The sequence below is a fragment of the Nonomuraea sp. NPDC004354 genome, assembly GCF_053602555.1.
Genome location: NZ_JBSGDV010000003.1, coordinates 718,368 through 742,556, shown reverse-complemented (window position 1 = coordinate 742,556; position 24,189 = coordinate 718,368). Strand labels below are relative to the sequence as shown.

Genomic DNA, 24,189 nt, shown 5'->3' with positions numbered 1-24,189 from the left:
CTAGAGGCGGGGGCGAGCCCCGAGGTGAGAGATCGCCTTGGCGGCCAGGCGGCAGCCCGCCGTCAGCGCCTCGGCGGGCGGCTTGCCGGCCAGCCACGCGGGCAGGAACCCGGCGGCGAACGCGTCGCCGGCGCCGGTGCCGTCGACCACCCGGTCGACCGGCTCGGCGGGCACCTGGACCGGCTCGGGCCGGCCGTTGGTGTACCAGAGCGCGCCTTCGGCGTTCATCTTGATGACGACCTGCGGGAACCAGGCGGTGAGCACCTTGGCCGCCGCCTCGGGGTCGTCGCGGCCGGTCAGGATCTTGGCCTGGTCGGCGTTGGCGAACAGCAGCTTGGCGCCGTTGGTCCACTCGAGGAACGGCTCGGCGCCGGTGCGCTCCAGCGGCGCGGAGGAGGAGCAGTCGACCGAGATCGACATGCCCGACCTGCGGGCCATCTCGAGGGCGGCCTGACCGGCCTCGCGGGACCCCTCGTTGATCAGCGTGTAGCCGGACAGGTGGAGGTGGCCGCCGGAGTTGAACAGGTCGCGCGGCAGGTCCTCGGGTGACAGCGCAGCGTTGGCGCCCGGGTCGGACAGCATGGTGCGCTCGCCCTTGTGCGTGACGAGCACCACGCAGGTGCCGGTGGGCCGCTCGGGGTCCATGACGAGCCGGGCGTCGACGCCGTAGCCCATGAGCTCCATGTCGCGGTTGCGCCCGGTGATGTCGGCGCCGCGACGGCCGATGAAGGCGACCTCGGCACCCTCGACCGCCATCCAGGAGGCGATGTTGGCTCCGGAACCGCCACCGTGCATGGTCACGATCGCCGGAGTGTCGCTCGCCCTGGCCAGCGCGTAGCGGGCGCGCGCGACCGCATCGGTCATGAGATCGCCCACCACCACGACCCGCGTCATGATGTCACCGCCTTGCTGCAATCCTTCGCGCCTGACGCCGAAAAACTTAACAGCTTCAGGCCTGCTCGTGGGGCATACACCGGACACCCGTTCATAGTCGATGCACAAGCGTTGCCCAACGGACGCCGCACGTGGGGCGCGGGTCTACGCTCGGGACTGTGGAGGCAACCCAGTATCCCTCCCATTGGGAGGCGGACGTCGTCCTGGCCGACGGGGGCACCGCGCACGTGCGCCCGATCAGGCCCGCCGACGCCGACCGGCTTCGCGCGTTCTACTCCCGGCTGTCGGCCGAGTCGATCTACTTCCGCTACTTCGGTCCGCGGCCCAAGCTGTCGGACAGGGAAGTCGCCTTCTTCACCAACGTCGACTACGTCGACAGGGTCGCCCTCATCGCCACGATCGGCACCGAGATGGTGGCCGTCGTCCGCTACGACCGGGTCGGCCCCGCCGAGGCGGAGGTGGCCTTCCTCGTCGAGGACGCCCACCAGGGCAGGGGGGTGGCCTCGGTCATGCTCGAACACCTGGCCGCCACCGCCCGCGAGCGCGGCATCGAGACGTTCATCGCCGACGTGCTGCCCGCCAACATGCGGATGACGGGCCTCCTGCGCCAGGTCGGCTACACCGCGCAGAGCCGCTTCGCCGACGGCGTGGTCCGCATGACGCTCGACCTGACCCCCACCGAGACCTCGGCGGAGGTCACCGCCTCCCGCGAGCACCGGGCCGAGGCCCGATCGATCGCCAGGCTCCTCACACCCGGCTCGGTCGCCGTCATCGGAGCCTCCCGCGAGCCCGGCGGCGTCGGCCAGACCGTGCTGCGCAACCTGCTGGCCGCCGACTTCACCGGACCCGTGTACCCGGTCCACCGCGAGGTACGGGCGGTGGCGGGCGTGCGGGCCTACCCGAGCGTCAAGGACATCGACGGCGAGGTCGACCTCGCGGTGCTCGCCGTACCGGCCGACAGCGTGATCGACGTGGTCAAGGAGTGCGCGGAGAAGGGCGTGCGCGGGCTGGTCGTCGTCTCGTCCGGCTTCGGCGAGACCGGGCCGAAGGGCCGGGCGCGCCAGGACGAGCTGGCCAGGATCGCCCGCGCGTACGGCCTGCGCGTGGTCGGGCCCAACTGCCTCGGCATCGCCAACACCGACCCCTCCGTACGGTTGAACGCCACGCTCGCGGCGACGGTCCCCGGCAGAGGCAGGGTCGGCTTCTTCAGCCAGTCGGGCGCGCTCGGCACCGCCCTGCTGCAGCGGGTGGCCCAGCGCGGCATCGGCATCTCGAGCTTCGTCTCGGCCGGCAACAGGGCCGACGTGTCGGGCAACGACCTGCTGCAGTACTGGGAGGAGGACGAGGCGACCGAGGTCATCCTGCTGTACCTGGAGTCGCTGGGCAATCCGCGCAAGTTCACCCGCCTGGCCAGGCGCATCTCCCGCAGCAAGCCGATCGTGGCGGTCAAGAGCGGCGGCACCACCCAGGGCGTGCCCATCGGCCACTCCGCCTCGGCGCTGCGCCTGCAGGACAGCGCGCTCAGCTCCCTGTTCGAGCAGGCGGGCGTGATCAGGGTCGACGACCTCATCCAGCTGTTCGACGTCGGGCAGTTGCTGGCCTGCCAGCCGCTGCCCGCGGGGCCGCGCGTCGGGCTCGTCACCAACTCCGACGCGCTGGGCCTGCTGGCCGTCGACGCCTGCGTCAGCGCCGAGCTGGAGCCCCGGCCGCCGGTCAACCTGGGCGCCGCCGCCGGTGCCGCCGAGTTCGGCACGGCACTGGCGGGCGTGCTGGCCGATCCCGACGTCGACGCCGCCGTCGTGATCTACATGCCGCCCATCCCCGGCGACGCCACGTCGGTGGCGGCCGAGCTGGTGCGGGTGTCGCGCGAGGTGGGCAAGCCCGTGCTGGCCACCTTCGAAGGGCAGCTCGGCATGCCGCCCGAGCTGCGCACCGACCCCTCGGCCCTGCCCGAGCGCGGCTCGGTGCCCTCCTACGCGGCGCCGGAGGAGGCGGTCAGGGCCCTCGCCCACGTCGTCAGGTACGCCCTGTGGCGCAAACAGCCCCAGGGGGCGCCGCCCGAGCTCGACCACCTCGACACCGCGGCCGCCCGCGCCCTCGTGACGGACGCGCTCACCAGCCGCTCGCCCGAGCCCGAACCGGCGCGACAGGACACGCCGGACCCCTCCGCCGACCGCCTTGACGCCGGCCCCGTCGAGATCGACGCGACCGGGCTGCTGGCCTGCTACGGCCTCACCGTCTGGCCGGCCGAGGTCGTCGCCACCCCCGACGCGGCCGTCGCCGCCGCCGAACGCCTGGGCTGGCCGGTCGTGCTGAAGGCCGCCGACCCCGAGGCCGCCAAGCGGGCGGGCACCGTCCGCCTGGGGCTCACCTCGGCCGCCGCCGTCCGCCAGGCCTACGCCGATCTGGCCGGCCAGCTCGGCGCCGACGTGGTCCTCGCCGTGCAGCGGATGGCCCCGCAACCCGCGGTCCCTACCGTGGTGAACGTCCGGGAGGACCCCGCCTTCGGCCCGGTCGTCTCCTTCGGCCTCGGCGAGGTGACCGCCAGGCTGCTGCAGGACCGCGGCCACCGCCTCGCCCCGCTGACCGGCGAGGACGCCGCGGGGCTGGTGCGCTCACCGCGGGCCGCGCCGCTGCTGTTCGGCGAGTACGGTTACCCGCCCGTCGCGGTCGGCGCCCTGGAGGAACTGCTGGTCCGGGTGGGCCGCCTGGCCAACGACCTGCCGGAGGTGTCCAGGCTCGACCTCGATCCGGTGCTCGTGGGGGAGTCGGAGGTCGTCGTCCTGGGCGCGCGTGCCGTCCTCAGGAGTCCTGAGGGTCCGCGGCGCGACGGCGGCCCCCGCCGCCTCGCCTGACCGCGGTCGCCCCCTGTCTGCGCCGGGTTCGTGCCGCCTCGCCCGACCGCGGTCGCCCCTGCCTGCGCGGTTCGTGCCGCCTGGCCTGCCGGGCCGCGGCGCCGAGCGTCGAGGGCCTGCGCGGCCGCCCGTCCAGGTCCGGAACGACGAGTGTGAGCGGTGCTCGGGGGCTGGCAGGATGGATGCATGAGGGAAACCCGAGTCTCAGCCGCGGGCCTGCGTGAAGCGATCGAGCGCAGCGGCTACTACCCCGACCTCGTCACCGATGCGGTCGAATCCGCGCTGGGAAAGGAAGCGGTGACCGCCTACGTGGTGCACCACGAGGCCACGTTCGACCCGGCCATGGAGGTGCGCAGGCACGTCACCGTCCTGGTCCTGACGGGCACCCGGCTGCTGGTCTGCCACACCGACGAGCACCCGCCCGCCGAGGGGGTCTCGGCCTCGCACGCCTCCACCACCACCGAGGCGGTACGGCTGGCCCGCGTCCAGTCGGTCGCGGTGACCAGGGTCGTGCCCGATCCCGCCTCCTACGTTCCCGGCGTGCCGCCGACCGAGGTGACGCTCACGATCGGCTGGGGCGCCATCTCCCACGTCGACCTCGAACCCGCCACCTGCGGCGACGAGAACTGCGAGGCCGACCACGGCTACACCGGCGCGATCACCGCCGACGACCTGTCGCTGCGCGTCAGCGAGGCCGCCGACGGCCCCGAGGCGGTGGGTCACGTGCTCGCCTTCGCCAAGGCCCTGTCCGAGGCCACGGCCCGCGCCGCCGCCTGACGCGTCCGTTCCCGCGTAACGCCCCCTCCGCGCCTTCTCGCCGGCGCATGCCGGACCGGGACCACGCGACATCTCGGTGGACCGGCCCGGCATGCCCCGCCGCCGGGCGGGCAGGGGTTCCCCGTCCCGGATTCCCCACCGTGAGCCGGGACGGCCGGGCGGACGGCGGTGTCGAGGCCCTATCGCGAGATGGCCGGCGCCCGCTAGAACGGTTCCTGACATCCACGCGAGGCGAGCGAGGTGCTTGATGGACGACGTCCCGGCCACGCCGTACGACCGGGTTCCGCTGATCCCCGCCTACGGCGGCGCCTCCCTGGCCGACCTGCCGGGCTCCCTGCTGAGCGCGCTCGGCGCGGCCACTACGGCCGACGGCAACGTGCTGGGGCTGGAGCCGGCCGACCGGGTGTGCGTGTTCGTGGTCGACGGGCTCGGCGCCAGGCTCCTCGAGGCCCACGCCGACCGGGCCCCGTTCCTGGCCGCCGCCACGGCGCGCGCCGCCCTCACCGCCGGCTTCCCCGCCACCACCGTCACCAGCCTGTGCACGCTCGGCACCGGCCTGCCGCCCGGCGAGCACGGCATGATGGGCATGACGCTGGCCGTGCCCGGCCGCAACCACCTGTTCAACTGCCTGCGCTGGAGCCTGCCCAAGGGCCTGCCGCCCATGGACCCGCGCCGCTGGCAACCGGCCGAGACCGTCTACCAGCGCGCCGCCCGGGCGGGCATCGAGACCTCCTACGTGGCGCCGGCCGCGTTCGAGGGGACGGGACTGACCGACGCCGTCTACCGCGGCGTCCGCTACGTGCCCGCCGACACCGTCGACGAGCGGGTGGCCGGGGTGGCGGCCGCGCTGAGCGCGCCGCGCGCCTACGTGACCGTCTACTACGGCGACCTCGACGCCACCGGCCACCTGACCGGCTGGGGCAGCCCCGAGTGGCGCGACCAGCTCGAGATCGTCGACAGGATGGCCGAACGGCTGGCCGCGGCGCTGCCGCCCGGCTCGGCCCTGTACGTCACGGCCGACCACGGCATGGTCAACGCCGAAGAGAAGATCGACGCCCAGGCCACACCCGAACTGCGCGCGGGCGTGGCGATGTTCGGCGGGGAGGCCAGGGCCAGGCACCTCTACACCGAGCCGGGCGCCGCTCCCGCCGTCTTGGAGACCTGGCGGGACCTGCTCGACGGCAAGGCATGGGTCGTCTCACGCCAGGAAGCGGTGGAATCCGGGTGGTTCGGCCCCGACGTGCGCAGGGAATGGCTGGACAGGATCGGTGACGTCGTCGCCGTGCCGTACGCCGACTGTGCCATCCTCGCCTCTGAGACGCATCCGATCGAGGCGCTCTTCACCGGCTACCACGGCTCGCTCACCGCCGCGGAACAGCACGTCCCACTCCTGGAGGTATCCACCCGATGACCCTGATCAACCCGGCGGAGCTGGCCGCGATGGAGCAAGCCAGCGTGCTCGACGTGCGTTACCGGCGAGGCGGCCCGTCCGGGCGCGAGTCGTACGCCGAGGGGCACGTGCCGGGCGCCGTCTACTGCGACCTCGACGCCGACCTGGCCGCGCCGCCCAACGGCGGCGGCCGGCACCCGCTGCCCTCGGCCGAGGCGTTCACCGCCGCCATGCGCAGGCTCGGCGTCAGCGGCTCCCGTCCCGTCGTCGTCTACGACGACGCCGACTCCATGGCCGCGGCCAGGGCATGGTGGACGCTGCGCTACTTCGGTCACGAGGACGTCAGGGTCCTCGACGGCGGGTTCCGCGCGTGGACCGAGGCGGGGCTGCCGGTCTCCAAGGAGGAGCCGCACGTGTCCGGCGACTTCACGGCCAGGCCGGGCGGCATGCCCATGCTGACCGCCGAGCAGGCGGCCGAGCTCGCCGGCTCCGGCGTGCTCATGGACGCCCGCGCCGCCGAGCGCTACCGCGGCGAGGTCGAGCCGATCGACCCGGTCGCCGGCCACATCCCGGGCGCCGTCAGCGCGCCGACCGACCAGAACGTCGGGCCGGACGGCCGCTTCCTGGCCGCCGCCGCGCTGCGCGACCGCTTCGCCGCGCTGGGCGCGCTGGAGGGGGCGCGGGTGGGCGCCTACTGCGGGTCGGGCGTCACCGCGGCGCACGAGGTGCTGGCGCTGGAGCTGGCGGGCGTCCCCGCGGCGCTCTACGTCGGCTCGTGGTCCCACTGGATCAGCGACCCGTCCCGCCCGATCGCCACCGCCTGACCTCACCGCCACACCCGGCAGGACAGCCAGGGCCGCACCGCCCCGTCCGGCGCTGCGGCACGGCCGCACGCGCGACGGCCTGCCCGCCTTGCCGGCCACAGGCACACGCCCCGGGGGAGCCCGGCAGTCCCACCCGCCCTGGACCGACATCACGTGACGGCCGGGATGCGGCGGCCATGCCAACTCCGACGGCCGGGTCCTGCGGGGCAGCCGTCCCTCGACCGACGGTCACGTACCGCGGGACGAGGGCTCGACGGCCGGAGCGCCGGGCGGGCGTCTCTGGACTGACGGCCGGGTGCCGCCGGCCGGGTGGCTCTGGGTTGGGCAGGGTGCGGTCGGTTCTCAGGGGCCGGAGTCCGGTGCGGTGGGTCGGGTGTCGCGCAGGGCGGTGACGGGGAGCTCGCCGGCGCCGAAGCAGGTGAAGCCGAGCACGCCCGTCCTGCTCCCCGCCTCCGCCAACGCCACGGCGGGAGCCGTACCGGCGGCGAGCAGGTCGTGAAAGGCCGTCATCAGCGCTAGCGCCTCCTCGTCCGGCACCGGGATGAGCCCGCCCACCACACAAGAGGCGCCCTGCGCGAGGAACGTGCCCGCCAGGCCGAGCGGCGCCCCCTCGGCCGGGACCCTGGCCATCCCCGAGTCGCAGGCCGACAGCACGACCAGGCCCGGTGGCATCGACAGGGGCAGCAGGTCGTAGGCCATCAGCGGCCGGTCCTCCAGCTCGATGCTCGACAACAGCGGGCTTCGGGAGTGGAAGGTGCCATGGGCGGCCAGGTGCAGCACGTCGGCCCGGCCGAGGGCGGCGATCACGTCATCGGCGCGGGCGGGCACCTGCTCGGCGCGCCGGTGCGCGCCCACCACCCGCCGCACCTCCTCCTCGGCGTGCTCCAGCCCGGGCCCGGCCGCCGCCACCACGAGCGGCTCGCCGCCCCGAGCCGAAGCACCACTGATCGGCACGACACCCCCGGGCCGGACGGCACCATCAGAGGGAACCGCACCACCGCCCCCGACCGCGTCACCGAGAACCGCACCACCGCCTGCGACCGCGCCGCCCAGAACCGCACCACCGCCCGCGACCGCGCCGCCCAGAACACCATCGCCTGGGACTGCGCGACTCAGGACCGAGCCAGCGCCCGATACGGCGTCATCCCGCAGGGTGGTGCGATCGCATGAAGTCACAGGGGCGGCGGGCACGGTCGGCCCGGGCGAAGTCGCAGGGGGCGAGAGAACCGCATCCAGCGGAGCGGCCCAGCCCGGCGGGACAGATCGGTCCGGCGGGGCGGAGCCGTCCGGCGGGGCGGTGCGGCGGGTGCGGGCGGACAGCCAGGCGGCGGCACTGGGCGTGACGCTCACCGGCCGCCCGCGCAGCATCGGCAGCACCGACCACGGCAGTGTGTGCAGCGGCCCCGCCGGCACGACCACCAGCGGGCGTTGCGCCACCAGGTCGGCGATCGGCCCGAACAACGTCCCCTCCAGCGCGGCCGCCTCGACCGCGACCGGATCCCGCCGCGGATCGTCGGAGGCGTGGGCGCCGTCGCCGAGGCTCGCCCGGCGCAGGCCGTACCGGAGCCTGATGACGGCCTCGGCCACGCTGGTGACGTCGCCGAGGCGGCGCAGCGCGCACCCCGCCGCGGTGACCACCAGCACCAGCAGCGCCCCGTCATGGCACAGGAACTCCACCAGCGCCGCCTCGCCCAGCGCCGACGTCACGCTGTCGAGCGCGGGCGCGACGGGTCGGCCGCCGCAGACCGACCGCCAGCGTTCGGCCCATCCGAAGACGGCCTCCGGGCCGCCGCGCTCGATCGCCAGGCTGAGCCCGAAGGAGGCCAGGCGCGCCCCCGCCCGCACCCGGTGGGCCCGCAGCGAGGGGTCGTCGAAGCGTTCGGCGTCGGCGCCGAGGTCGCGCAGCCCGCGCAGCACCGCGCTGAACGCGGCCGTGCGGTCGTCGTTGATCCGGGCCAGCAGGGCCGCCGCATGCCAGCGCACCAGCGGTGGCACCTCGTCGAGGTCGTCGTCGGCACCGGCCAGGTGCTCGGCCTGCTGCGGCGAGGCCAGCCGCGTCATCCGCCGCATGGCCAGCGTGGGTGCGTCGATCATGAGCGGGAGCCGGCGTGGCTCCGTCGTGTGCGCGGCCGCGCGGGGATCGAGGAGGGCGAGCTGGGTCGTGGCCGTGCCGGTGTCGTCCAGCGCGAGGGCCAGCTCGGCCGCGGCGAGCCGGAGCGCGGCCGCGCCCGCGGCACAGGAGGTGGCGGCCAGTTCCCGCGCGCACTCCAGCAGCTCGGCCAGCAGGCCGGGGGAGGGCGGTTCGAGCACGATCCTGGCGCGTAACGCGACCTCGGCGGCCAGCGGCGCGGCGCTCTCGCGGCCATGGGCGCGCAGCTCGGCGGCCGCCCTGCCGGCGACGGCCAGCGCCTGGCGGGCGTCCCCGGTCAGCAGCTCCACCTGGGCCAGCAGCAGCCTGGCCTCCGCCAGCGCGGCCTGCGCGCCCGCGGCTTCGAGTTCGGGTACGGCGAGGCTGAGCATGGCCCTCGCCTCGCCGGGCAGCTGGGCGGCCAGTAGCGCTCCGGCGAAGTCGGCGCGCATCGTGGCCAGCCGTTCGGGGAAGCCGAACAGCGTGTCTTCACAGGCTCGGTAGTGGGCGAAGGCCGCGGCCACGTCGCCCTGCCGTACCGCCAGGAAAGGGAGGTTGGCGGCGGCGAGGCGGGCCAGGTGGGCCAGGCCCGCGCTCTGCGACAGCCGCAGGCACGCGGCGATGTCGGCGGTGGCCTGCCTCCAGCGGCTCTGGTAGGCGTGCACCAGGCCTCTGTTGAGCAGTCCGCCCGCCAGGAAACGCTGGTCGTCGACGGTGCCGGGCGCCTGCGCCAGCACGGCGACGGCCCGGTCGCAGGAGGCGACGGCCTCCTGGTAGCGGCCCAGGTGGGCCAGCGCCACCGCCCGCTGGGTGTCGAGCTTGGCGCGGTCGAGCGGCGACAGGTAGGCCCACGCCATCGCGGCGATGCGCAGCGCCTGAAGCGGATGACCGCGCTGGGTGCGCACGGTCACCAGCGACAGGCGCGCCTGCGCCAGGCGATCGGTGGGTGCGTCTCCCGTGGCGATCGCCTGGCGCAGGTGTAGTTCGGCGGCCTCCAGGTCCCCAAGCTCCCTGGAGGCAAGCGCCATGGCGCGAAGCGCGACGACGGCTGGTTCGACGGCCCCCATTCCGGAGGCGGCGGCATGGATGGCGCGGGCGCTGGCCAGCGCCCGCACCGGATCGATGCCTGACTGGAGGACCGCGTCCTCCGCCATCGCGACCAGCCTGTTCGTCACGGACGGATCCGCACCCAACCGGTGGCGACCGGGTGGTGCCCCGGCCGGTGGCAGACCACGCTGAACCAGCCCGGCGGCAAGCCCGTCGCCGCGAACTGGCCGGTCTCCCGCAGGTCACGCGAGACCGTGAGATGGGGGGTGCGGATGTCCACCGTGGCCCCGTCACCTGGATGCGGTGACACCCGCCCCGCCACATCGATGAGACCGTCCCCGATGGTCACCTCCAGATCGAAGGAGAGGTCCGCCGTGGCGAACCTGACCATGCGCGCCCCGTCCGCGTCACGTGTGCCACGCGTGGGCGCGCACTCCACGGGCCCGGCGGTGACCACCTCGGCCAGCCGGAGGGAGTACGCGTCACGGGCGGCGGCCGAGACGTGGGCGGGTATCGGGTCGTGCCCCGCGGCGATGCGGAGCGCGGCCAGGAGATACTCGTCGTTGATCATGGCACCTTTTCCTCTAGTGAGATTCGGGTGCGCAGTTTGTGGAGACAGCGCAGACGGGTGGGGCCTACGCTGCCGACCGGCACGCCCAGCCGTACCGCCATCTGGTGCGTTCCCGCGTCCGGAACGGTGGCCATCAGGCGGAGCAGGGTTCGGCATGGTTCGTCCAGGTCGGACACCGCCTGCCAGAGCAGGCGTCCCTCATCGGCCTCGAGGATCGCCGAGGCCGGGTCGGGATCGAAGGGACCGCCTTCAGGAAGGCAGAGGTGCGGGTGGCGGCCCGTCCCTCTTCGGATGATCTGGAGCGCCTCGCGCCTGGCCGCCGTGGCCAGCCAGGCGCCGACGCTCGCTGGATCCCTGATCGAGTGAAGGTGCTCGAGAAGCCGCAACCATGCACCCTGCACGGCATCAGCGGTGTCGGCTTCGTTGAGCCCGCACGCGCGGGCGACCGACCACATCCGCTGACCGAACCGTTCCTCCAGCCCGGTCCATGCGGAAGGGTCCCCGTCGGCAGCCGCTCGCAGCAGCTCCTCAGGGGGTCGGGATTCGCCCACGTTGCCTCCTCGTAATGAGACGAGGACTGAGCGTAAACTCTACAGACCCGAGGGGACGGCAACTCCCAGATCACGAATTTCCCGTGACCCCGGGAGGTCGGCGGCCTTGCGCGCCGCCGGCGCCGCCGCGAAGGCGCCCGACACCAGCGCGGCGGCGAACGACGTGCCGCTCCAGTGCGCGTAGCCGCCGAACTCGCCCCACTCCAGGAACGTGCTGGTCAGCCAGTCGGCTCGGGCCCAGGCGTCCACCCACGGGCCGAAAGCGGAGAACGGCGCCCGGCCCTCCTCCCGGGCGTCGAGGCCGCCGACGCCGACCACCCCCGGGAGCGCGGCGGGCCAGAAGGGCCGGTCGGAGGCGGTGTTGCCGGCGCAGGCCACCGTCACCGTGTCGCGCAGCGCGCCGAGCGCCTCGATCACCAGCCGGGAGGGCTGGTCGTCGAAGGTGTGGCAGCCGAGCGAGAGGTTCAGCACCTGCGGGGGGTTCTCGCGCAGCCGGTAGAGCGCGCGCAGCAGGCCCGCCTCGTCGCCGATGCCGTCCGCGCCCAGCACCCTGCCGACCCGCAGCTCGCTGCCGGGGGCGCGGCGCAGGATGAGGCCCGCGATGAAGGTGCCGTGCCCTGCCTGCGCCGCGAGCCCGCCCTCGTCGTCGCCTTCGCCGTTGTCCCGAGGCCGGTCGGCGGCCTCGGAGCCGACGCGGCCGTACCAGCGGCTGCCTGCCCACCAGGGGTGGGCCGCCACCCCGGTGTCGAGCACGCCGACCGTCACGGGCGATCCCTTGCCCGACGGCGCGGTCAGCGGCGCGGCCGGGAACGGCCTGGACGCCGGACCGCCGAACCACAGCGGCTGCCCCACCAGGACGTGGTTGGGCGAGGCCAGGAAGCCCTCCTCCCGCAGCCGCAGCGCAATCTCGCACGGATCCTCGCCGGGCGTCAACCTGATGCGGAAGACGCCGTCGGCCTCGGAGACCGCCTGTGTCCATTGCTCGGCGACTGACAGCGCGCCCCGCTCGGTCAGGACCTGGCCTGGGCGGATGAGCGCGGAGCCGACCGCTTGGATGTCCATGAACCGGTATCTTTCCGTGGCCGGGCAAGTGTCACGTGCCACAGCCGCAACATCTTGGTATAGCCCCCCTCTAGCACCCAGGGGCGACCGACGGTAGTCTCTCCCTAGTCACTTGTGATCATCCCAGGACGAGGCCGTTGGGGAAGGCGCACCTCGTACCGAAACGGGAGGTCCGGTGTCTGCTCGTGGCGTGCTGTACGTCCACTCGGCTCAGCCCGCGCTGTGCCCTCATATCGAATGGGCAGTCGCGGGTGTTCTTGGCGTACCCGTAGACCTGACGTGGACGCCGCAACCGGCCGCGCCGAACGTCGTGCGCGCCCAGGCCGAGTGGGAAGGGCGCCCGGGCATCGCCGCGGCCATCACCTCCTCGCTCATGGGCTGGCAGCGCATCCGCTTCGAGATCACCGAGGACGCCTCGCCCGGCGTCGACGGGTCCAGGCACGCCTACACGCCGACGCTCGGCGCCTTCTCCGCGGTGATCGGGGCGTCGGGAGACATCATGATCCCCGAGGACCGCCTGCGCGCGGTCATGCTCATGTCCGCCCAGGGCCGCTGCGTCCTGGAGGACGAGCTGGACAAGATGCTCGGCAAGCCGTGGGACGAGGAGCTTGAGCCCTTCCGCTACGCCGGCGACGGCGCCCCCGTCCGCTGGCTGCACGCCGCCGTCTGACCCGCGCCGCCTCCTCCTCCCGCCCGTGGGCCGCTCAGGCTCACGGGCTTCGTCATGCCCGCCCCCGCCCGAAGACCTCTCGCGAAGACCCTGCCCGGAGACACCGCGGCGAGATGCCCCCGGAGGTCTCGTCCGAAGACTCCGCCCGACGACCCGGGCCGGGGACCCGGTCCAGGGAGCCGGTCGGGGGACCCCGGATGGAGACGCCGCGGCGAGGTGCCGGGTTTCCGGCCGTACGGCGGGCGGGCTCCGCCGTACGGCAGGCGGGACGCGAGGGCCGGCTTCAGTGGGTCATGAGGGGCTGAACGGCGAGATGAAGCCTTCCCCACTCACCAGGCGTCCCAGATTCTTCTTCATCGCCTCGGAGTCGTTGAGATGCGGGAACGGCTCACCCGCGGGTACCGGCACCTCCAGGAAGTCGCACAGCGGCGCCCAGCCCTCCCGGACGTCGAAGACCAGCAGCCGCTCGGCGGGCAGGCTCTCCTTCACCTCGGCCACGTGCCGGTGGAAGGCGGCCACGGCGGTGTCCTCGTCGGGCAGGCCGGTCCTGAGGGAGTAGCCGGCGCCGAACGTGGAGCCCACGATGTGCTCCATGACGGGCCCGAGCCGCTCCATCGATCGGAACACCGTCGCGGCCGGCTCCGGCAGGTCGGCCGGCAGTTCCCTGCCGGGCCCGTTGGCGATCAGCTCCGTCATGCTGCGGTACCAGCGGTGCGGGTCGCGGACGGTCAGGACGACCTTCGCGTCCGGATAGGCGGCCGCCTGTTCGCGCCAGAAGTGGCTGGCCGGCCAGTCCATCGTGGACCGGTAGCCGTCGAGGACCGTCTCCCAGTCGACGGGGCCGCCCGAGGCGAGCGGCAGCCACCTGTCGACGTGGTCGGGGTTGGTCAGGACTTCGAACATGTGGTAGCAGGGGCCGAGTCCCAGCCGCTCGAGCGCGGCCTTCATCGAGCTGGTCCCGGTACGCGGGAAACCCGCGCCGATCACACGCAACACGTCATACCTCCGGTGGGGTGGATCCGGAAACCCGCGCGCGTGGCTCTCCCGCCGGGTGGTTCGCATTCGGAGCACGCCCTGCGCGCGGCGCGGTGTGACATCGCCTGTCAGGAAATGTCACACCGAGACGTTCCTGTCGCACCCAGGATGCACGCAAAGATCGCGACCGCCAACCCCGCCCCGAGGAAAGACCATGAACAGCCACCCGCGAGACGCCGCCACCCGCGAGACGCCGCCACCCCCGAAAACGCCGCCACCCCCGAAAACGCCGCCACCCTCGAACACGGCCACCCCTCGAAACGCCGCCACCCCCCGAAACGCGGCCACCTCCTGAAAAGGCCGGTGCCCCGCCACCCGGGCGGGTGGAGGGGCACCGGTCGTTGGAACGGCTACAGCGGGACGTTGCCGTGGGCGCCCCTGGCCGGGGTGGCCGCGGCGAGGACCCTGGCGATGGCGCCACGGGTGGCGGCCGGCTCGATGACCTCGTCGATCACGCCGATCTCCTGCGCCCGCCGCAACCCGCCGGCGAGCTTCTCGTGCTCCTCGGCCAGGCGCTGCTCCAGCTCGGCCCGCTCCTCCTCGGGAGCGGCCGCGAGCTCGCGGCGCTTGAGGACGCGGACGGCCGCGACGGCGCCCATGACGGCGACCTGGGTGGTCGGCCAGGCGAAGACCCTGGTCGCGCCGAGCGCGCGGGAGTTCATCGCGATGTACGCGCCGCCGTACGCCTTCCTGGTGACGAGCGTGACGCGCGGCACGGAGGCCTCGGCGAAGGCGTGCAGGAGCTTGGCGCCGCGGCGGACCACGCCGTCGTGCTCCTGGCCGACGCCCGGCAGGTAGCCGGGAACGTCCACCAGGACAACCAGCGGCACGCCGAACGCGTCACACATGCGAACGAAGCGAGCGGCCTTCTCGGCGGACGTGGCGTCGAGGCAGCCGCCCAACCGCAGCGGGTTGTTGGCGATGACGCCGACGGTCCTGCCGCCCAGGCGGCCGAGCGTGGTGACGATGTTGGGCGCCCACTTGGGGTGCAGCTCGACGCCCTGCTCGTCGAGCAGGCCGTTGACGAGCGGCTTGACGTCGTAGGCGCGCCTGGCCGACTCGGGAAGGAGGGGGGAGAAGTCGACCTCCTCGACCGAGGAGGTGCGCACCCTGCCCTGGTGGCCGAGCAGGACGGCCAGCCGGCGCGCCGTCAGCAGCGCCTCGGCCTCGGTCTTGGTGACGACGTGGACGACGCCGCTGCGCTTGCTGTGCGGCTCGGGGCCGCCGAGCGCGGCGCTGTCGACGTCTTCGCCGGTGACGCTGCGTACGACGTCGGGGCCCGTCACGAAGATGCGGCCCTGTTCGGCGAGGATCACGATGTCGGTGAGGGCGGGGCCGTAGGCGGCGCCGCCCGCGGCAGGGCCGACGACGACCGACAGCTGCGGCACGATGCCCGACGCCTTGGTCATCGCGGCGAAGACCCGGCCGACGGCGTGCAGCGACTCGACGCCTTCGGCGAGTCGCGCACCGCCGGAGTGCCAGACGCCGATGACCGGCACCCGCTCACGGACGGCCACGTCGTAGGCGTGCACGATGTGCTCGCAGCCCTCGCTGCCCATCGCGCCGCCCTGGAAGCGGGCGTCGCTGCAGAACGCGACGACGGGGACACCCTCGACACGGCCCATGGCGGCGAGGACGCCGCTCTTGTCCTGGGGAGTGATCGGACGCAGCGAGCCCTCGTCGAGCAGCGCGGTCAGGCGGACGACCGGGTCGCGAGGATCGGCGGGCGTCTCGTCGGAGGCGCCGGTCACCGCACCGTTGTCGAGCACGGTCATCCGGTGCTCCCTCAGTGGCTGGTGAAGACGACGGTCACGTTGTGGCCGCCGAACCCGAACGAGTTGTTCACCGCGGCGATGTCGCCCTCCGGCAGCTTGCGGGACTCGCCGTGGACGATGTCCACCTCGATGCCGTCGTCAGGGTTGGCCAGGTTGATGGTCGCGGGCACGATACGGCCCTCGAGGGCCTTCACCGTGAAGACCGACTCGATGCCGCCAGCGCCGCCCAGCAGATGGCCGGTCATGGACTTGGTGGAGGTGACCAGCGGGTGGGTGCCGATGGCCTTGGCCACCGACTGCACCTCGATGACGTCACCGGCCGGCGTGGAGGTGCCGTGCGCGTTGATGTGCTTGATGTCCTGGCCGGTCACGCCCGCGTCGGTGAGCGCCTGGGTCATCGCCATGATGATGCCCCTGCCCTCGGGCTCGGGCTGGGTGATGTGGTGGGAGTCGGCCGAGTAGCCGACGCCCGCGGCGTAGGCGTAGATCCGGGCGCCGCGCGCCTTGGCGTGCTCCTCCGACTCCAGCACGACGATGCCCGCGCCCTCGCCGAGCACGAAACCGTCGCGGTCGCGGTCCCACGGACGCGAGGCGCCCTGCGGGTCGTCGTTGCGGGTCGACATGGCCCGCGCGGCCGCGAAGGCGGCGATGTTGAGCGGGTGGATGGCGGCCTCGGTGCCACCGGCCACGACGATGTCGGCGCGGCCCGCCCTGATCATGTCCATCGCGTAGCCGATCGCCTCGGCGCCGGAGGCGCAGGCGGAGACGGTCGCGTGGACCCCTGCCATCGCGCCCAGATCGAGCCCGATCCAGGCCGCGGGGCCGTTGGGCATCAGCATCGGCACGGTGAAGGGCGACAGGCGGCTCCAGCCCTTCTCCTTGAAGGTGTCGTAGGCCGACAGCGTCGTGGTGATGCCGCCGATGCCGCTCGAGACGACCACGCCGAGACGCTCGGCGGCCACCTGCGGCGCGCCCGCGTCCTGCCAGGCCTCGCGCGCGGCCACCAGGGCCAGCTGCTCACTGCGGTCGAGCCGACGGGCCTCCGGCCTCGGCAGCACCTCGGACGGGTCGACGGCGGCGACGCCCGCGAACTTCACGGGGACGCTGTCGACCCAGTCCTCGGTGAGGGTCCGCACACCAGACTGACCGGCGAGGAGCGCCGACCAGGTCGAGGTGACGTCTCCACCGAGGGGCGTCGTCGCGCCGAGCCCGGTGACGACGACTCGTGCCCGGTTCGCACTCACGTGGTTACGCTCCTTGCTGATCAGAAGGGAAGGTTCAGGCCTGGATGAAGTTGAGGACGTCCTTGACCGTCTTCAGGTTCTTGAGCTGGTCGTCGGGAATCTCGACGCCGAACTCGTCCTGCGCGGCCACGGCGATCTCGACCATGGACAGGGAGTCGATGTCGAGGTCGTCCACGAAGCTCTTCTCCGGGGTGACCTCGGACGCCGGGATCCCAGTGATCTCGTTGACGATCTTGCCGAGGCCCTCGAGGATCTCCTGCTCGCTGACTGCCATGTCGGTAGTTCTCCTTTGGGATTCTTCTTGGGTGTTGTACGGCCGGCCGCGCCGGGCGCGGCGCGCCGTACAAGTCATGGGATCTCGACGACCTGGCCGGCGTAGGTCAGACCGGCACCGAAGCCGAGAAGGAGGGCCAGCTGGCCCGACTGCACCTCGCCGCGCTCGATCATGCGGGACAGCGCGAGCGGGACGGAGGCAGCCGACGTGTTGCCCGCCAGCACGATATCGCGTGCGATGACGGCGTTGTCCGCGCCGATCTTGCGGGCGATGGCCTCGATGATGCGGAGGTTGGCCTGGTGGGGCACGAAGGCCGCCAGGTCGGCGGGGTCCACCCCGGCACGCTCGCAGGCCTCCCTGGCCACGGGGTGAAGCGCGGTGGTGGCCCAGCGGAAGACCGTCTGACCTTCCTGGTGCAGGAAGGAGTCGCGGTCCTTGATGATGATGGCGTCGTACTTGTCGCCCGCGCTGCCCCACACCACCGGGCCGATGCCGGGCGTGTCGGAGGCCGTGACCACGGCGGCGCCGGCGCCGTCGGCGAAGATGACCGCCGTCGCCCTGTCGGTCCAGTCGATCCACTGCGACAGCTTCTCGGTGCCGACGACCAGGACGTTGGTGGCCTGCCCCGACCGTACGGCGGCGCTGGCCGCGCCGAGCGCGTAGCAGAAGCCCGCGCACGCGGCGTTGACGTCGAAGGCTCCGGGGGCCGCGATGCCCAGGCGGCTGGCCACTCGCGCGGCGGCGTTGGGGATCTGCGACTCCAGCGTGCAGGTGGCCACGATCACCAGGTCGATGTCGGCGGCGGCGAGACCCGAGCCGGCCAGCGCCTTGCCGCCGGCCTGGACGGCCATGTCGATCTCGGACTCGTTGGCGGGCGCGATCCTGCGCTCCTTGATCCCGACCCGCGACTGGATCCACTCGTCGTTGGTGTCCATCGTCTTGGCCAGGTCGTCGTTGGTGACGATGTTGGTCGGCTGGTAGTGGCCGAAGGCCAGGATCCTCGCCCCTGGGGCGACGTCGGGAATCCTCATTTGATCAGCTCCCTGGCCGCGTCGAGGTCGTCGGGGGTCTTGAGCGCGACGCTCTTCACGCCGCGCAGAGCGCGCTTGGCCAGGCCGGTCAGCGTGCCGCCGGGCAGCAGCTCGACCATCGTGGTGACGCCGAGCGCGGCCATGGTCTCCATGCAGGAGTCCCAGCGGACGGGGTTGCTGACCTGGTCGACCAGCAGCCTCACGAACTCCGTGCCGCTGCCGACGACCTGGCCGTGGGCGTTGGACAGCAGCTTGGTGTGCGGGTCGCCCGGCGTGATGCTCGCGGCGGCCGCGCGCAGGTGCTCCACGGCGGGGGCCATGTGGACGGTGTGGAACGCTCCCGCGACCTGCAGCGGGATGAGCCTCGCGCGGGCGGGCGGCTCCTCCTTGAAGGCGGCCAGCTGCTCCAGCGTGCCCGCCGCGACGATCTGGCCGGCGCCGTTGATGTTGGCGGGGGTCAGGCCGTGCTTGTCGATGGCGGCCAGCACGTCGGCCTCGACGCCGCCGAGCACGGCGGTCATGCCGGTCTCGGTGACCGCGGCGGCCTTGGCCATGGCCTGGCCGCGCTCGCGGATCAGCGCCAGCGACTGCTCGGGGGTGAGCACGCCGGCCAGCGCGGCGGCGGCGAACTCGCCGACGCTGTGACCGGCCAGCAGGTCGGGGGTGGCGCCGAGCGCCTCGGCGGCGGCCAGCGCGGCGGCCACCAGCAGGGGCTGGGCGACGGCGGTGTCACGGATCTCGTCGGCGTCAGCGGTGGTGCCGTAGGCGATCAGGTCGAGCCCGACGACCTCTGACCATGCCGAAAGCCTGTCGGCGAGGCCGGGCAGCTCTAGCCAGGGAGAAAGGAAGCCTGGAGTCTGGGCGCCTTGGCCCGGAGCGACGAGTACGAACACGAGACCCACGATGCCCTGTAGAGGTTTGACACGCGGATGGAGATCCGCACGAACTTTGTCCAGGGGGATTTGTAGGAACCCTACAGTGAGGGTTTCGGCCAGGTTACGTTAGTGCACGCCAGGTTACGGCGCTCTCCGACAGCCGTCCCAAAATCAGCCCGACCTGCAGGGTGAAGGCTGATCTGCCCTCGGTCGGCTGGTAGCCGGTCAGCTCGGTGATCTTCTTCAGCCGGTACCTGACCGTGTTCGGGTGCACGAACAGCAGCCTGGCCGTGGCCTCCAGCGAGGTGCCCTGCTCCAGGTAGGTGGCCAGGGTGTCGAGCAGCGGGGTGCCGGCCAGCGGCAGGTAGACGGACTCCACCAGCTGCTCCCTGGCGTCCTCGTCGCCGTCGAGGGCCCGCTCGGCCAGCAGTTCCTCGGCGTGCACCGGCCGCGGCGCGTCGGGCCAGCCGGCGGAGGCCTTCAGCCCCGCGATGGCGGCCCGCGCCGAGCTCGCGGCCGCGTGCAGGTCGGGCACCTCGGGCCCGATGACGATCGGGCCGGGACCGAAGCGCGGCACCACCTGTCTGGAGGCCTGCTCCACGCTCTGGGCGCCGCCCACGATCACGATCAGCCGGTCGGCCTGGACCCCCGCCAGCAGGTCCATGCCGATCCGCCGGCCCTTCTCCCGCAGGCTGTCGATGACCGCGCGCGGATCGTCGTCGGGCGCGTGCCCGGCGATCACCACGACCGGCGCGGACGTCCAGCCGAGCGCGGCCGCCCACGAGTGCAGGCCGTCGTCGACCTCGCCGCGCACCAGCGCGTCGACGATCAGCGCCTCGAGCCTGGCGTCCCACGCGCCGCGCGCCTCCGCCTCGCGGGCGTAGACCTGCGCGGCGGCGAAGGCGACGTCGCGGGTGTAGCGGAGCATCGCCTGCTCCAGCTGGTCGGCGCCGCCCGGAGCGGCCAGCTCGTCGGTCATCGTCTCGACGACCTCGACGACGATGCGGACGATGTCGACCGTCTGCTGCAGGGAGATGGAACGCTTCAGCTCGCGCGGCGCGGTGCCGAAGAACTCGATGCTCGGGGTGGGGCGGCCCTCGCCCGCGTGGGCGAACCACTCCACGAAGGCGGCGATGCCGGCCTGGGCGACCAGGCCGACCCAGGAGCGGTCCTCGGCGGAAAGCGCCCGGAACCACGGCAACCGCTCGTCCATGCGCGCCATGGCCGCGGTGCCCAGGGTGCCCATGTTGCGCTCGAGACGCCGGGTGGTGTCCTCGCGCGTCCGGTCCTCGTGGTCTGTCACGCCTCTAGAGTGCCAGGTCCCCAGGAGTGCGCCGGTCCGGCCCGGCCACGTGCGCGGGAGCGGGCCGGTCCGGCGCGGCCACGTGCGCGGCAGCGGGCCGGGGCGGCCGGGTGCGGGGAGTGCGCCGGTTGCCCGGTCGGACCCCGCCGGTCCGGTCCGGGCACGGGCTCGCCCGGGAGCAGGGGCGAGCCCGTGCCGGCTACTAGATGACGGCGACGGCGGTGATCAGGCCGATGACCAGGTGGGTGACGGCCAGCAGGCGGGCGCCGGGCTGCAACTCGCTCTCCTTGACCAGCTCGCGCACCGAGACGCCCGCGACCAGGTCGAACAGCAGCATCGCCACCGTCTGCACCGCGATGCCGACCAGTCCGAAGACGGCGGTGACGAGCAAGCCCTCGTGCAGCGCCCCGCCGGACGACCAGATCGAGGCGGCGACGATGAGGCCGACGGCGGCCAGACCCGAGGAGGTCAGCAGGGTGGCGTTGGGGTTGCGCTCATGCTTGATGACCGCGCTGAGCTTGCCCGGCGTGGCCAGGTCGATGACGTAGAAGCCGACGATCAGCAGGATCACGCCGAGGACGGCGTAGGCGGCGATGGCCAGCGCGCCGTTGGCCAGGTGGTCGATGAGGTTCACGGTGACTCTTTCTTCGCCGTCGAGCGCCTGGCACGGGCGCCGGGGGGCATGGGGGTCGGGTCGTGCCCGCCGGGGGAAGGCCGGGCGGGTGGGGCGGACAGGCCGGGGAGGAGGCGTGGGCGGCGGCGGTCACAGCTCGATCCTGTGGGGGACGAAGGACGAGGTGTCGTCGGTGATCAGCCCCGCGGTCTCGCGGATGCCGAGCCCGGCCGACTCGTCGGCGACCATCCACGCGCCGAGCACGGGCCGCTGCCCGTCGAACGAGGGCAGGGGGTCGAAGCCCTGGTAGACGTGGCCCTCGGCGCCGTAGGAGCCGGGGGTCTCCAGCGTCTCCGAGGGCGTGACGATCCGCATCGCGGCGCCCTCCCTGCCCAGCAGCGGCTTGACGATGTAGGAGGTCAGCTCGCGGGGGCCGTCGAGGTAGGCGGGCAGCAGGTTGGGGTGGCCGGGATAGAGCTCCCACAGCACGGCCAGCAGCGCCTTGTTCGACAGCAGCGCCTTCCACAGCGGCTCGATCCACGTGGTCGAGGCGGCGTGCCGTACGGCGTGCGCGCCGAAGTCGTCGGCCAGCATCCACTCCCACGGGTACAGCTTGAACGCCGAGCGGATCACCCGGCCCTCGACGTCGACGAAGCGCCGGTTGAGCGGGTCCCAGCCGATGTCCTCCATCGCGATGGCCACCGTGACGAGCCCGGCCTGGTCGGCGGTCTCCTGCAGGTAGGCGACGGTCATCGCCTCCTCGCCGGTCTCGTCCATGCTGGTCCAGGCGAAATGGGTCGGCCCGGTCGGCAGCACCAGCGCGCGCCACCTGTCGATCAGCCGCTCGTGGAGGGAGTTCCACTGGTCGTCGGCCGGGAAGCGGTCCCGCAGCCAGTACCACTGCACGACGCTCGACTCCACCAGCGAGGTGGGCGTGTCGGCGTTGTACTCCAGCAGCTTCGGCGGGGAGACGCCGTCGTAGCGCAGGTCGAAGCGGCCGTAGAGGTGCGGGTCGCGGCGCTCCCACGAGTGGGCGATCTCCTGCCACGTCCACTCGGGCAGCGCGAAGTCGGCGAAACGCCGTTCGGCGATGACGTGCTCGACCGCGGCCAGGCACATCCGGTGCAGCTCCTCGACCTGCGCCTCGAGGTCGAGCACCTGGTCCATGGAGAAGACGTAGTGGACGGACTCGTCCCAGTAGGGGCGGGGCAGGTGCGCGGCCTGCACCGAGCGGTGGAAGGCCAGGCCGTGGCCCTCGACGATCTTCTCCCAGCCGTCGCGGGGGGAGGCGTGCTCGCGCCGCATCAGGACCCCGTGGAGGTGCGGTTGCCGAAGCCGCTCCTGGAGATCTTGCCTGTCCGGGTGATCTCGTCGCCGCCCTTCGTGACGATGTACGCCCCGCGCGGGCGTATGGTCGTGCCCTTGGCAAGGCGGTTCTTGACCTTGGTGCCGCCGTAGTACCAGAGGAAGGCGCTGTGCCTGCCCGCGCCGTCGCAGCGGTCGTCGGACACGATCACGTAGCCGTCGTCGCTCTCGCTGTCGCGCCTGACGCAGCGGGCGACGACCTCGTCCTCTTCTTCCTCGTCTTCTCCAGCTTCTTCGGCTTCTTCGGCGAGGTCGTCCTCGGCGGAGGTGTCCTCCTCGGTGAAGGAGTCGGTCGCGACCTGTTCGGAGCCCACGTAGGTGGAGCCGCCCGAGGCGCAGCCCGACAGGACGACGGACGAGACGGTCACCACGGCCCCGAGCGTCACGGCGCCGGAGGAGAGCCTGCGGGCCATCAGCTGCCGCCTCCGCCCCTGCCGCCGAAGCCGCCGCGCTGGACGACGTGGCCGGTCCTGCTGGTGATGCGCGCCTCGGCGGGCCGTACCGTGGTGCCCTTGAGCACGCGCACGCCCGACCTGACGCCGCCGTAGTACCAGCCGTAGGCGCGGTGGGAGGAGTGCCCGCCGCCGCCGTCGTCGTCGCAGTAGTCGTCGTCGACGACCAGGTAGGAGCCGTCGGGGAGCTGGGTGTTGAGGTCGACGCAGTCGGCGCCGACCTCCTCGTAGTCGTCCTGTGCCGAGCAGAACCCGACAACCATCAAGGAGACCACGCCGAGCGCCGTCAGCGTGATCACCTTGGTCGACTTGCGGGAGCGGGTTTCTGCCATGGGGCTCCAGAGCTTATCGGGGGTTTATATCCGCAACAACGTTGTCGCCGAGAATGGGGTTCCCTTTGGGTAGGTATGCCGGCATGGAGCCGGTCCAGGCACTGCGTGACATCGCGTTCCTGCTGGAGCGCGCGGGCGAGCCCACCTACCGGGTACGGGCCTTCAGGAGGGCCGCGGCGACGGTGGAGGAGCTGCCGCGGGCCGAGCTCGTCCGGCTGGCGAGGGGAAACGCCCTGGCCGAGCTGCCGGGCATCGGCAAGGTCACCGCGCTGGCCGTCACCGAGGCTCTCGACGGGAAGGTGCCGACCTACCTGCGCAGGCTCCAGGCCACCGCGGGCGCCGACCTCGACGAGGAGAGCGCCGCGTTGCGGGCCGCGCTGAAGGGCGACCTGCACACCCACTCCGACTGGTCGGACGGCGGCTCGCCGATCGAGGAGATGGCCGCCTCGGCCAGGGCGCTCGGTCACGAGTACTGCGCGCTGACCGACCACTCGCCGCGCCTGACGGTCGCCCGCGGCCTGTCGGCCGAGCGGCTGCGCGAGCAGCTCGACGTGGTCGCCGGGCTGAACGAGCGGCTGGCGCCGTTCAGGATCCTCACCGGCATCGAGGTGGACATCAACGCCGACGGCTCCCTGGACCAGGATCCCGCCCTCCTCGCCCGCCTGGACGTGGTGGTGGCCAGCGTCCACTCCAAGCTGCGCATGGACGCCGAGGAGATGACGCGCAGGATGGTGACGGCGATCGCCGACCCCCACGTCGACGTGCTGGGCCACTGCACCGGACGGATCGTGAAGGGCGGCGGCAGGCGCGGCGGCCTGCGGCCGGAGTCGGACTTCGACGCCGAGCTCGTCTTCGAGGCGTGCCGCAGGTTCGGGGTCGCCGTGGAGATCAACTCCAGGCCCGACCGGCTGGACCCGCCGAAGCGGCTGTTGCGGCTGGCCTACGAGATGGGATGCGTGTTCGCCGTCGACTCCGACGCGCACGCCCCCGGCCAGCTGGACTGGCAGCGTTTCGGCTGCGAGCGGGCCGCGATGTGCGGGGTGGCGGCCGAGCGGGTGGTCAACACCTGGCCGGTGGAGCGGCTGCTGGAGTGGACGGCCGCGTAGCGGCGGTCCCCGTGG

General features: G+C 73.0%; 22 protein-coding genes. 6 read left to right on the top strand and 16 right to left on the bottom strand.

Annotated features, from left to right (window positions below; all coding sequences use genetic code 11):
• A complete protein-coding gene (locus tag ACWENQ_RS14190) occupies window positions 1-894 on the bottom strand; it encodes a carbohydrate kinase family protein (RefSeq protein WP_452414423.1) in 894 nt (297 codons plus the stop codon).
• A 158-nt stretch (window positions 895-1,052) separates the two neighbouring features.
• Between ACWENQ_RS14190 and ACWENQ_RS14185 the strand changes: the two genes are divergently transcribed.
• The 4 genes from ACWENQ_RS14185 (at window position 1,053) to ACWENQ_RS14170 (ending at window position 6,740) form a co-directional block, all read left to right on the top strand.
• Complete coding sequence (locus ACWENQ_RS14185) at window positions 1,053-3,749, top strand: bifunctional acetate--CoA ligase family protein/GNAT family N-acetyltransferase (protein WP_449927921.1); 2,697 nt, start codon at window positions 1,053-1,055, stop codon at window positions 3,747-3,749.
• Window positions 3,750-3,935: 186 nt separating this feature from the next.
• Window positions 3,936-4,526: a DUF5998 family protein gene (locus tag ACWENQ_RS14180; protein ID WP_354905046.1), complete on the top strand. Its 591-nt coding sequence runs from the start codon at window positions 3,936-3,938 to the stop codon at window positions 4,524-4,526.
• 247 nt (window positions 4,527-4,773) lie between these two features.
• Window positions 4,774-5,937 carry an alkaline phosphatase family protein gene (locus ACWENQ_RS14175; protein ID WP_449927923.1) on the top strand — a complete coding sequence of 388 codons (1,164 nt, stop codon included), beginning with the start codon at window positions 4,774-4,776 and terminating at the stop codon, window positions 5,935-5,937.
• Complete coding sequence (locus ACWENQ_RS14170) at window positions 5,934-6,740, top strand: sulfurtransferase (RefSeq protein ID WP_449927925.1); 807 nt, start codon at window positions 5,934-5,936, stop codon at window positions 6,738-6,740. Before ACWENQ_RS14175 ends, ACWENQ_RS14170 begins: the two co-directional genes overlap by 4 nt.
• A 342-nt stretch (window positions 6,741-7,082) precedes the next feature.
• Here ACWENQ_RS14170 and ACWENQ_RS14165 read toward each other — a convergent pair whose 3' ends face one another.
• The 4 genes from ACWENQ_RS14165 to ACWENQ_RS14150 are packed head-to-tail and all read right to left on the bottom strand — an operon-like array spanning window position 7,083 to window position 12,099.
• Window positions 7,083-10,043: a CHAT domain-containing protein gene (locus ACWENQ_RS14165; RefSeq protein ID WP_452414422.1), complete on the bottom strand. Its 2,961-nt coding sequence runs from the start codon at window positions 10,041-10,043 to the stop codon at window positions 7,083-7,085.
• Window positions 10,040-10,486: a hypothetical protein gene (locus tag ACWENQ_RS14160; protein ID WP_354905037.1), complete on the bottom strand. Its 447-nt coding sequence runs from the start codon at window positions 10,484-10,486 to the stop codon at window positions 10,040-10,042. Before ACWENQ_RS14160 ends, ACWENQ_RS14165 begins: the two co-directional genes overlap by 4 nt.
• Window positions 10,483-11,037 (bottom strand): RNA polymerase sigma factor, encoded by a 555-nt coding sequence (locus tag ACWENQ_RS14155; RefSeq protein ID WP_449927929.1) that lies wholly within the window; start codon window positions 11,035-11,037, stop codon window positions 10,483-10,485. The genes ACWENQ_RS14160 and ACWENQ_RS14155 overlap by 4 nt, the downstream gene beginning before the upstream one ends.
• 39 nt (window positions 11,038-11,076) lie before the next feature.
• Window positions 11,077-12,099: a S8 family peptidase gene (locus ACWENQ_RS14150; protein WP_452414420.1), complete on the bottom strand. Its 1,023-nt coding sequence runs from the start codon at window positions 12,097-12,099 to the stop codon at window positions 11,077-11,079.
• Window positions 12,100-12,274: 175 nt separating this feature from the next.
• Between ACWENQ_RS14150 and ACWENQ_RS14145 the strand changes: the two genes are divergently transcribed.
• Window positions 12,275-12,769, top strand: coding sequence for a DUF3145 domain-containing protein (locus tag ACWENQ_RS14145; RefSeq protein ID WP_354905031.1), 495 nt, complete (start codon window positions 12,275-12,277; stop codon window positions 12,767-12,769).
• A 291-nt stretch (window positions 12,770-13,060) separates the two neighbouring features.
• Here ACWENQ_RS14145 and ACWENQ_RS14140 read toward each other — a convergent pair whose 3' ends face one another.
• The 11 genes from ACWENQ_RS14140 to ACWENQ_RS14090 form a co-directional block, all read right to left on the bottom strand.
• A complete protein-coding gene (locus ACWENQ_RS14140) occupies window positions 13,061-13,765 on the bottom strand; it encodes a sulfotransferase family protein (protein ID WP_449927934.1) in 705 nt (234 codons plus the stop codon).
• Between the two features lie 389 nt (window positions 13,766-14,154).
• Entirely contained in the window at window positions 14,155-15,579 is a 1,425-nt protein-coding gene (locus tag ACWENQ_RS14135; RefSeq protein ID WP_452414418.1) for a carboxyl transferase domain-containing protein, read from the bottom strand.
• An 11-nt stretch (window positions 15,580-15,590) separates the two neighbouring features.
• On the bottom strand, window positions 15,591-16,823 hold the full coding sequence (fabF, locus tag ACWENQ_RS14130; protein WP_449927938.1) for a beta-ketoacyl-ACP synthase II: 1,233 nt from the start codon (window positions 16,821-16,823) through the stop codon (window positions 15,591-15,593).
• 34 nt (window positions 16,824-16,857) lie between these two features.
• On the bottom strand, window positions 16,858-17,097 hold the full coding sequence (locus ACWENQ_RS14125) for an acyl carrier protein (protein ID WP_183646883.1): 240 nt from the start codon (window positions 17,095-17,097) through the stop codon (window positions 16,858-16,860).
• Window positions 17,098-17,171: 74 nt separating this feature from the next.
• On the bottom strand, window positions 17,172-18,128 hold the full coding sequence (locus tag ACWENQ_RS14120) for a beta-ketoacyl-ACP synthase III (protein ID WP_449927941.1): 957 nt from the start codon (window positions 18,126-18,128) through the stop codon (window positions 17,172-17,174).
• Window positions 18,125-19,021 carry an ACP S-malonyltransferase gene (locus ACWENQ_RS14115; protein WP_449927943.1) on the bottom strand — a complete coding sequence of 299 codons (897 nt, stop codon included), beginning with the start codon at window positions 19,019-19,021 and terminating at the stop codon, window positions 18,125-18,127. The genes ACWENQ_RS14120 and ACWENQ_RS14115 overlap by 4 nt, the downstream gene beginning before the upstream one ends.
• Before the next feature lie 103 nt (window positions 19,022-19,124).
• Window positions 19,125-20,249 carry a PucR family transcriptional regulator gene (locus tag ACWENQ_RS14110; RefSeq protein WP_449928023.1) on the bottom strand — a complete coding sequence of 375 codons (1,125 nt, stop codon included), beginning with the start codon at window positions 20,247-20,249 and terminating at the stop codon, window positions 19,125-19,127.
• A 259-nt stretch (window positions 20,250-20,508) separates the two neighbouring features.
• On the bottom strand, window positions 20,509-20,940 hold the full coding sequence (locus ACWENQ_RS14105) for a DUF350 domain-containing protein (RefSeq protein WP_354905018.1): 432 nt from the start codon (window positions 20,938-20,940) through the stop codon (window positions 20,509-20,511).
• 129 nt (window positions 20,941-21,069) lie between these two features.
• On the bottom strand, window positions 21,070-22,224 hold the full coding sequence (locus tag ACWENQ_RS14100) for a glutathionylspermidine synthase family protein (protein WP_452414416.1): 1,155 nt from the start codon (window positions 22,222-22,224) through the stop codon (window positions 21,070-21,072).
• Window positions 22,224-22,697 (bottom strand): hypothetical protein, encoded by a 474-nt coding sequence (locus tag ACWENQ_RS14095; RefSeq protein WP_452414414.1) that lies wholly within the window; start codon window positions 22,695-22,697, stop codon window positions 22,224-22,226. Before ACWENQ_RS14095 ends, ACWENQ_RS14100 begins: the two co-directional genes overlap by 1 nt.
• Window positions 22,697-23,068, bottom strand: coding sequence for a hypothetical protein (locus ACWENQ_RS14090; protein WP_449927950.1), 372 nt, complete (start codon window positions 23,066-23,068; stop codon window positions 22,697-22,699). The genes ACWENQ_RS14095 and ACWENQ_RS14090 overlap by 1 nt, the downstream gene beginning before the upstream one ends.
• A gap of 83 nt (window positions 23,069-23,151) precedes the next feature.
• On the opposite strand from ACWENQ_RS14090, the gene ACWENQ_RS14085 reads away from it, so the two are divergent.
• Entirely contained in the window at window positions 23,152-24,174 is a 1,023-nt protein-coding gene (locus ACWENQ_RS14085; protein WP_354905009.1) for a PHP domain-containing protein, read from the top strand.
• The last annotated feature ends 15 nt before the right edge of the window (window positions 24,175-24,189 follow it).

What these genes read in the sequence shown, in the direction of transcription:
- ACWENQ_RS14085 (WP_354905009.1), top strand. Translation starts at nt 23,152, where the DNA reads ATGGAGCCGGTCCAGGCACTGCGTGACATCGCGTTCCTGCTGGAGCGC.
- ACWENQ_RS14135 (WP_452414418.1), bottom strand. Translation starts at nt 15,579, where the DNA reads ATGACCGTGCTCGACAACGGTGCGGTGACCGGCGCCTCCGACGAGACG.
- ACWENQ_RS14090 (WP_449927950.1), bottom strand. Translation starts at nt 23,068, where the DNA reads ATGGCAGAAACCCGCTCCCGCAAGTCGACCAAGGTGATCACGCTGACG.
- ACWENQ_RS14110 (WP_449928023.1), bottom strand. Translation starts at nt 20,249, where the DNA reads ATGGGCACCCTGGGCACCGCGGCCATGGCGCGCATGGACGAGCGGTTG.
- ACWENQ_RS14095 (WP_452414414.1), bottom strand. Translation starts at nt 22,697, where the DNA reads ATGGCCCGCAGGCTCTCCTCCGGCGCCGTGACGCTCGGGGCCGTGGTG.
- ACWENQ_RS14190 (WP_452414423.1), bottom strand. Translation starts at nt 894, where the DNA reads ATGACGCGGGTCGTGGTGGTGGGCGATCTCATGACCGATGCGGTCGCG.
- ACWENQ_RS14180 (WP_354905046.1), top strand. Translation starts at nt 3,936, where the DNA reads ATGAGGGAAACCCGAGTCTCAGCCGCGGGCCTGCGTGAAGCGATCGAG.
- ACWENQ_RS14100 (WP_452414416.1), bottom strand. Translation starts at nt 22,224, where the DNA reads ATGCGGCGCGAGCACGCCTCCCCCCGCGACGGCTGGGAGAAGATCGTC.
- ACWENQ_RS14160 (WP_354905037.1), bottom strand. Translation starts at nt 10,486, where the DNA reads ATGATCAACGACGAGTATCTCCTGGCCGCGCTCCGCATCGCCGCGGGG.
- ACWENQ_RS14150 (WP_452414420.1), bottom strand. Translation starts at nt 12,099, where the DNA reads ATGGACATCCAAGCGGTCGGCTCCGCGCTCATCCGCCCAGGCCAGGTC.
- ACWENQ_RS14120 (WP_449927941.1), bottom strand. Translation starts at nt 18,128, where the DNA reads ATGAGGATTCCCGACGTCGCCCCAGGGGCGAGGATCCTGGCCTTCGGC.
- ACWENQ_RS14175 (WP_449927923.1), top strand. Translation starts at nt 4,774, where the DNA reads ATGGACGACGTCCCGGCCACGCCGTACGACCGGGTTCCGCTGATCCCC.
- ACWENQ_RS14125 (WP_183646883.1), bottom strand. Translation starts at nt 17,097, where the DNA reads ATGGCAGTCAGCGAGCAGGAGATCCTCGAGGGCCTCGGCAAGATCGTC.
- ACWENQ_RS14170 (WP_449927925.1), top strand. Translation starts at nt 5,934, where the DNA reads ATGACCCTGATCAACCCGGCGGAGCTGGCCGCGATGGAGCAAGCCAGC.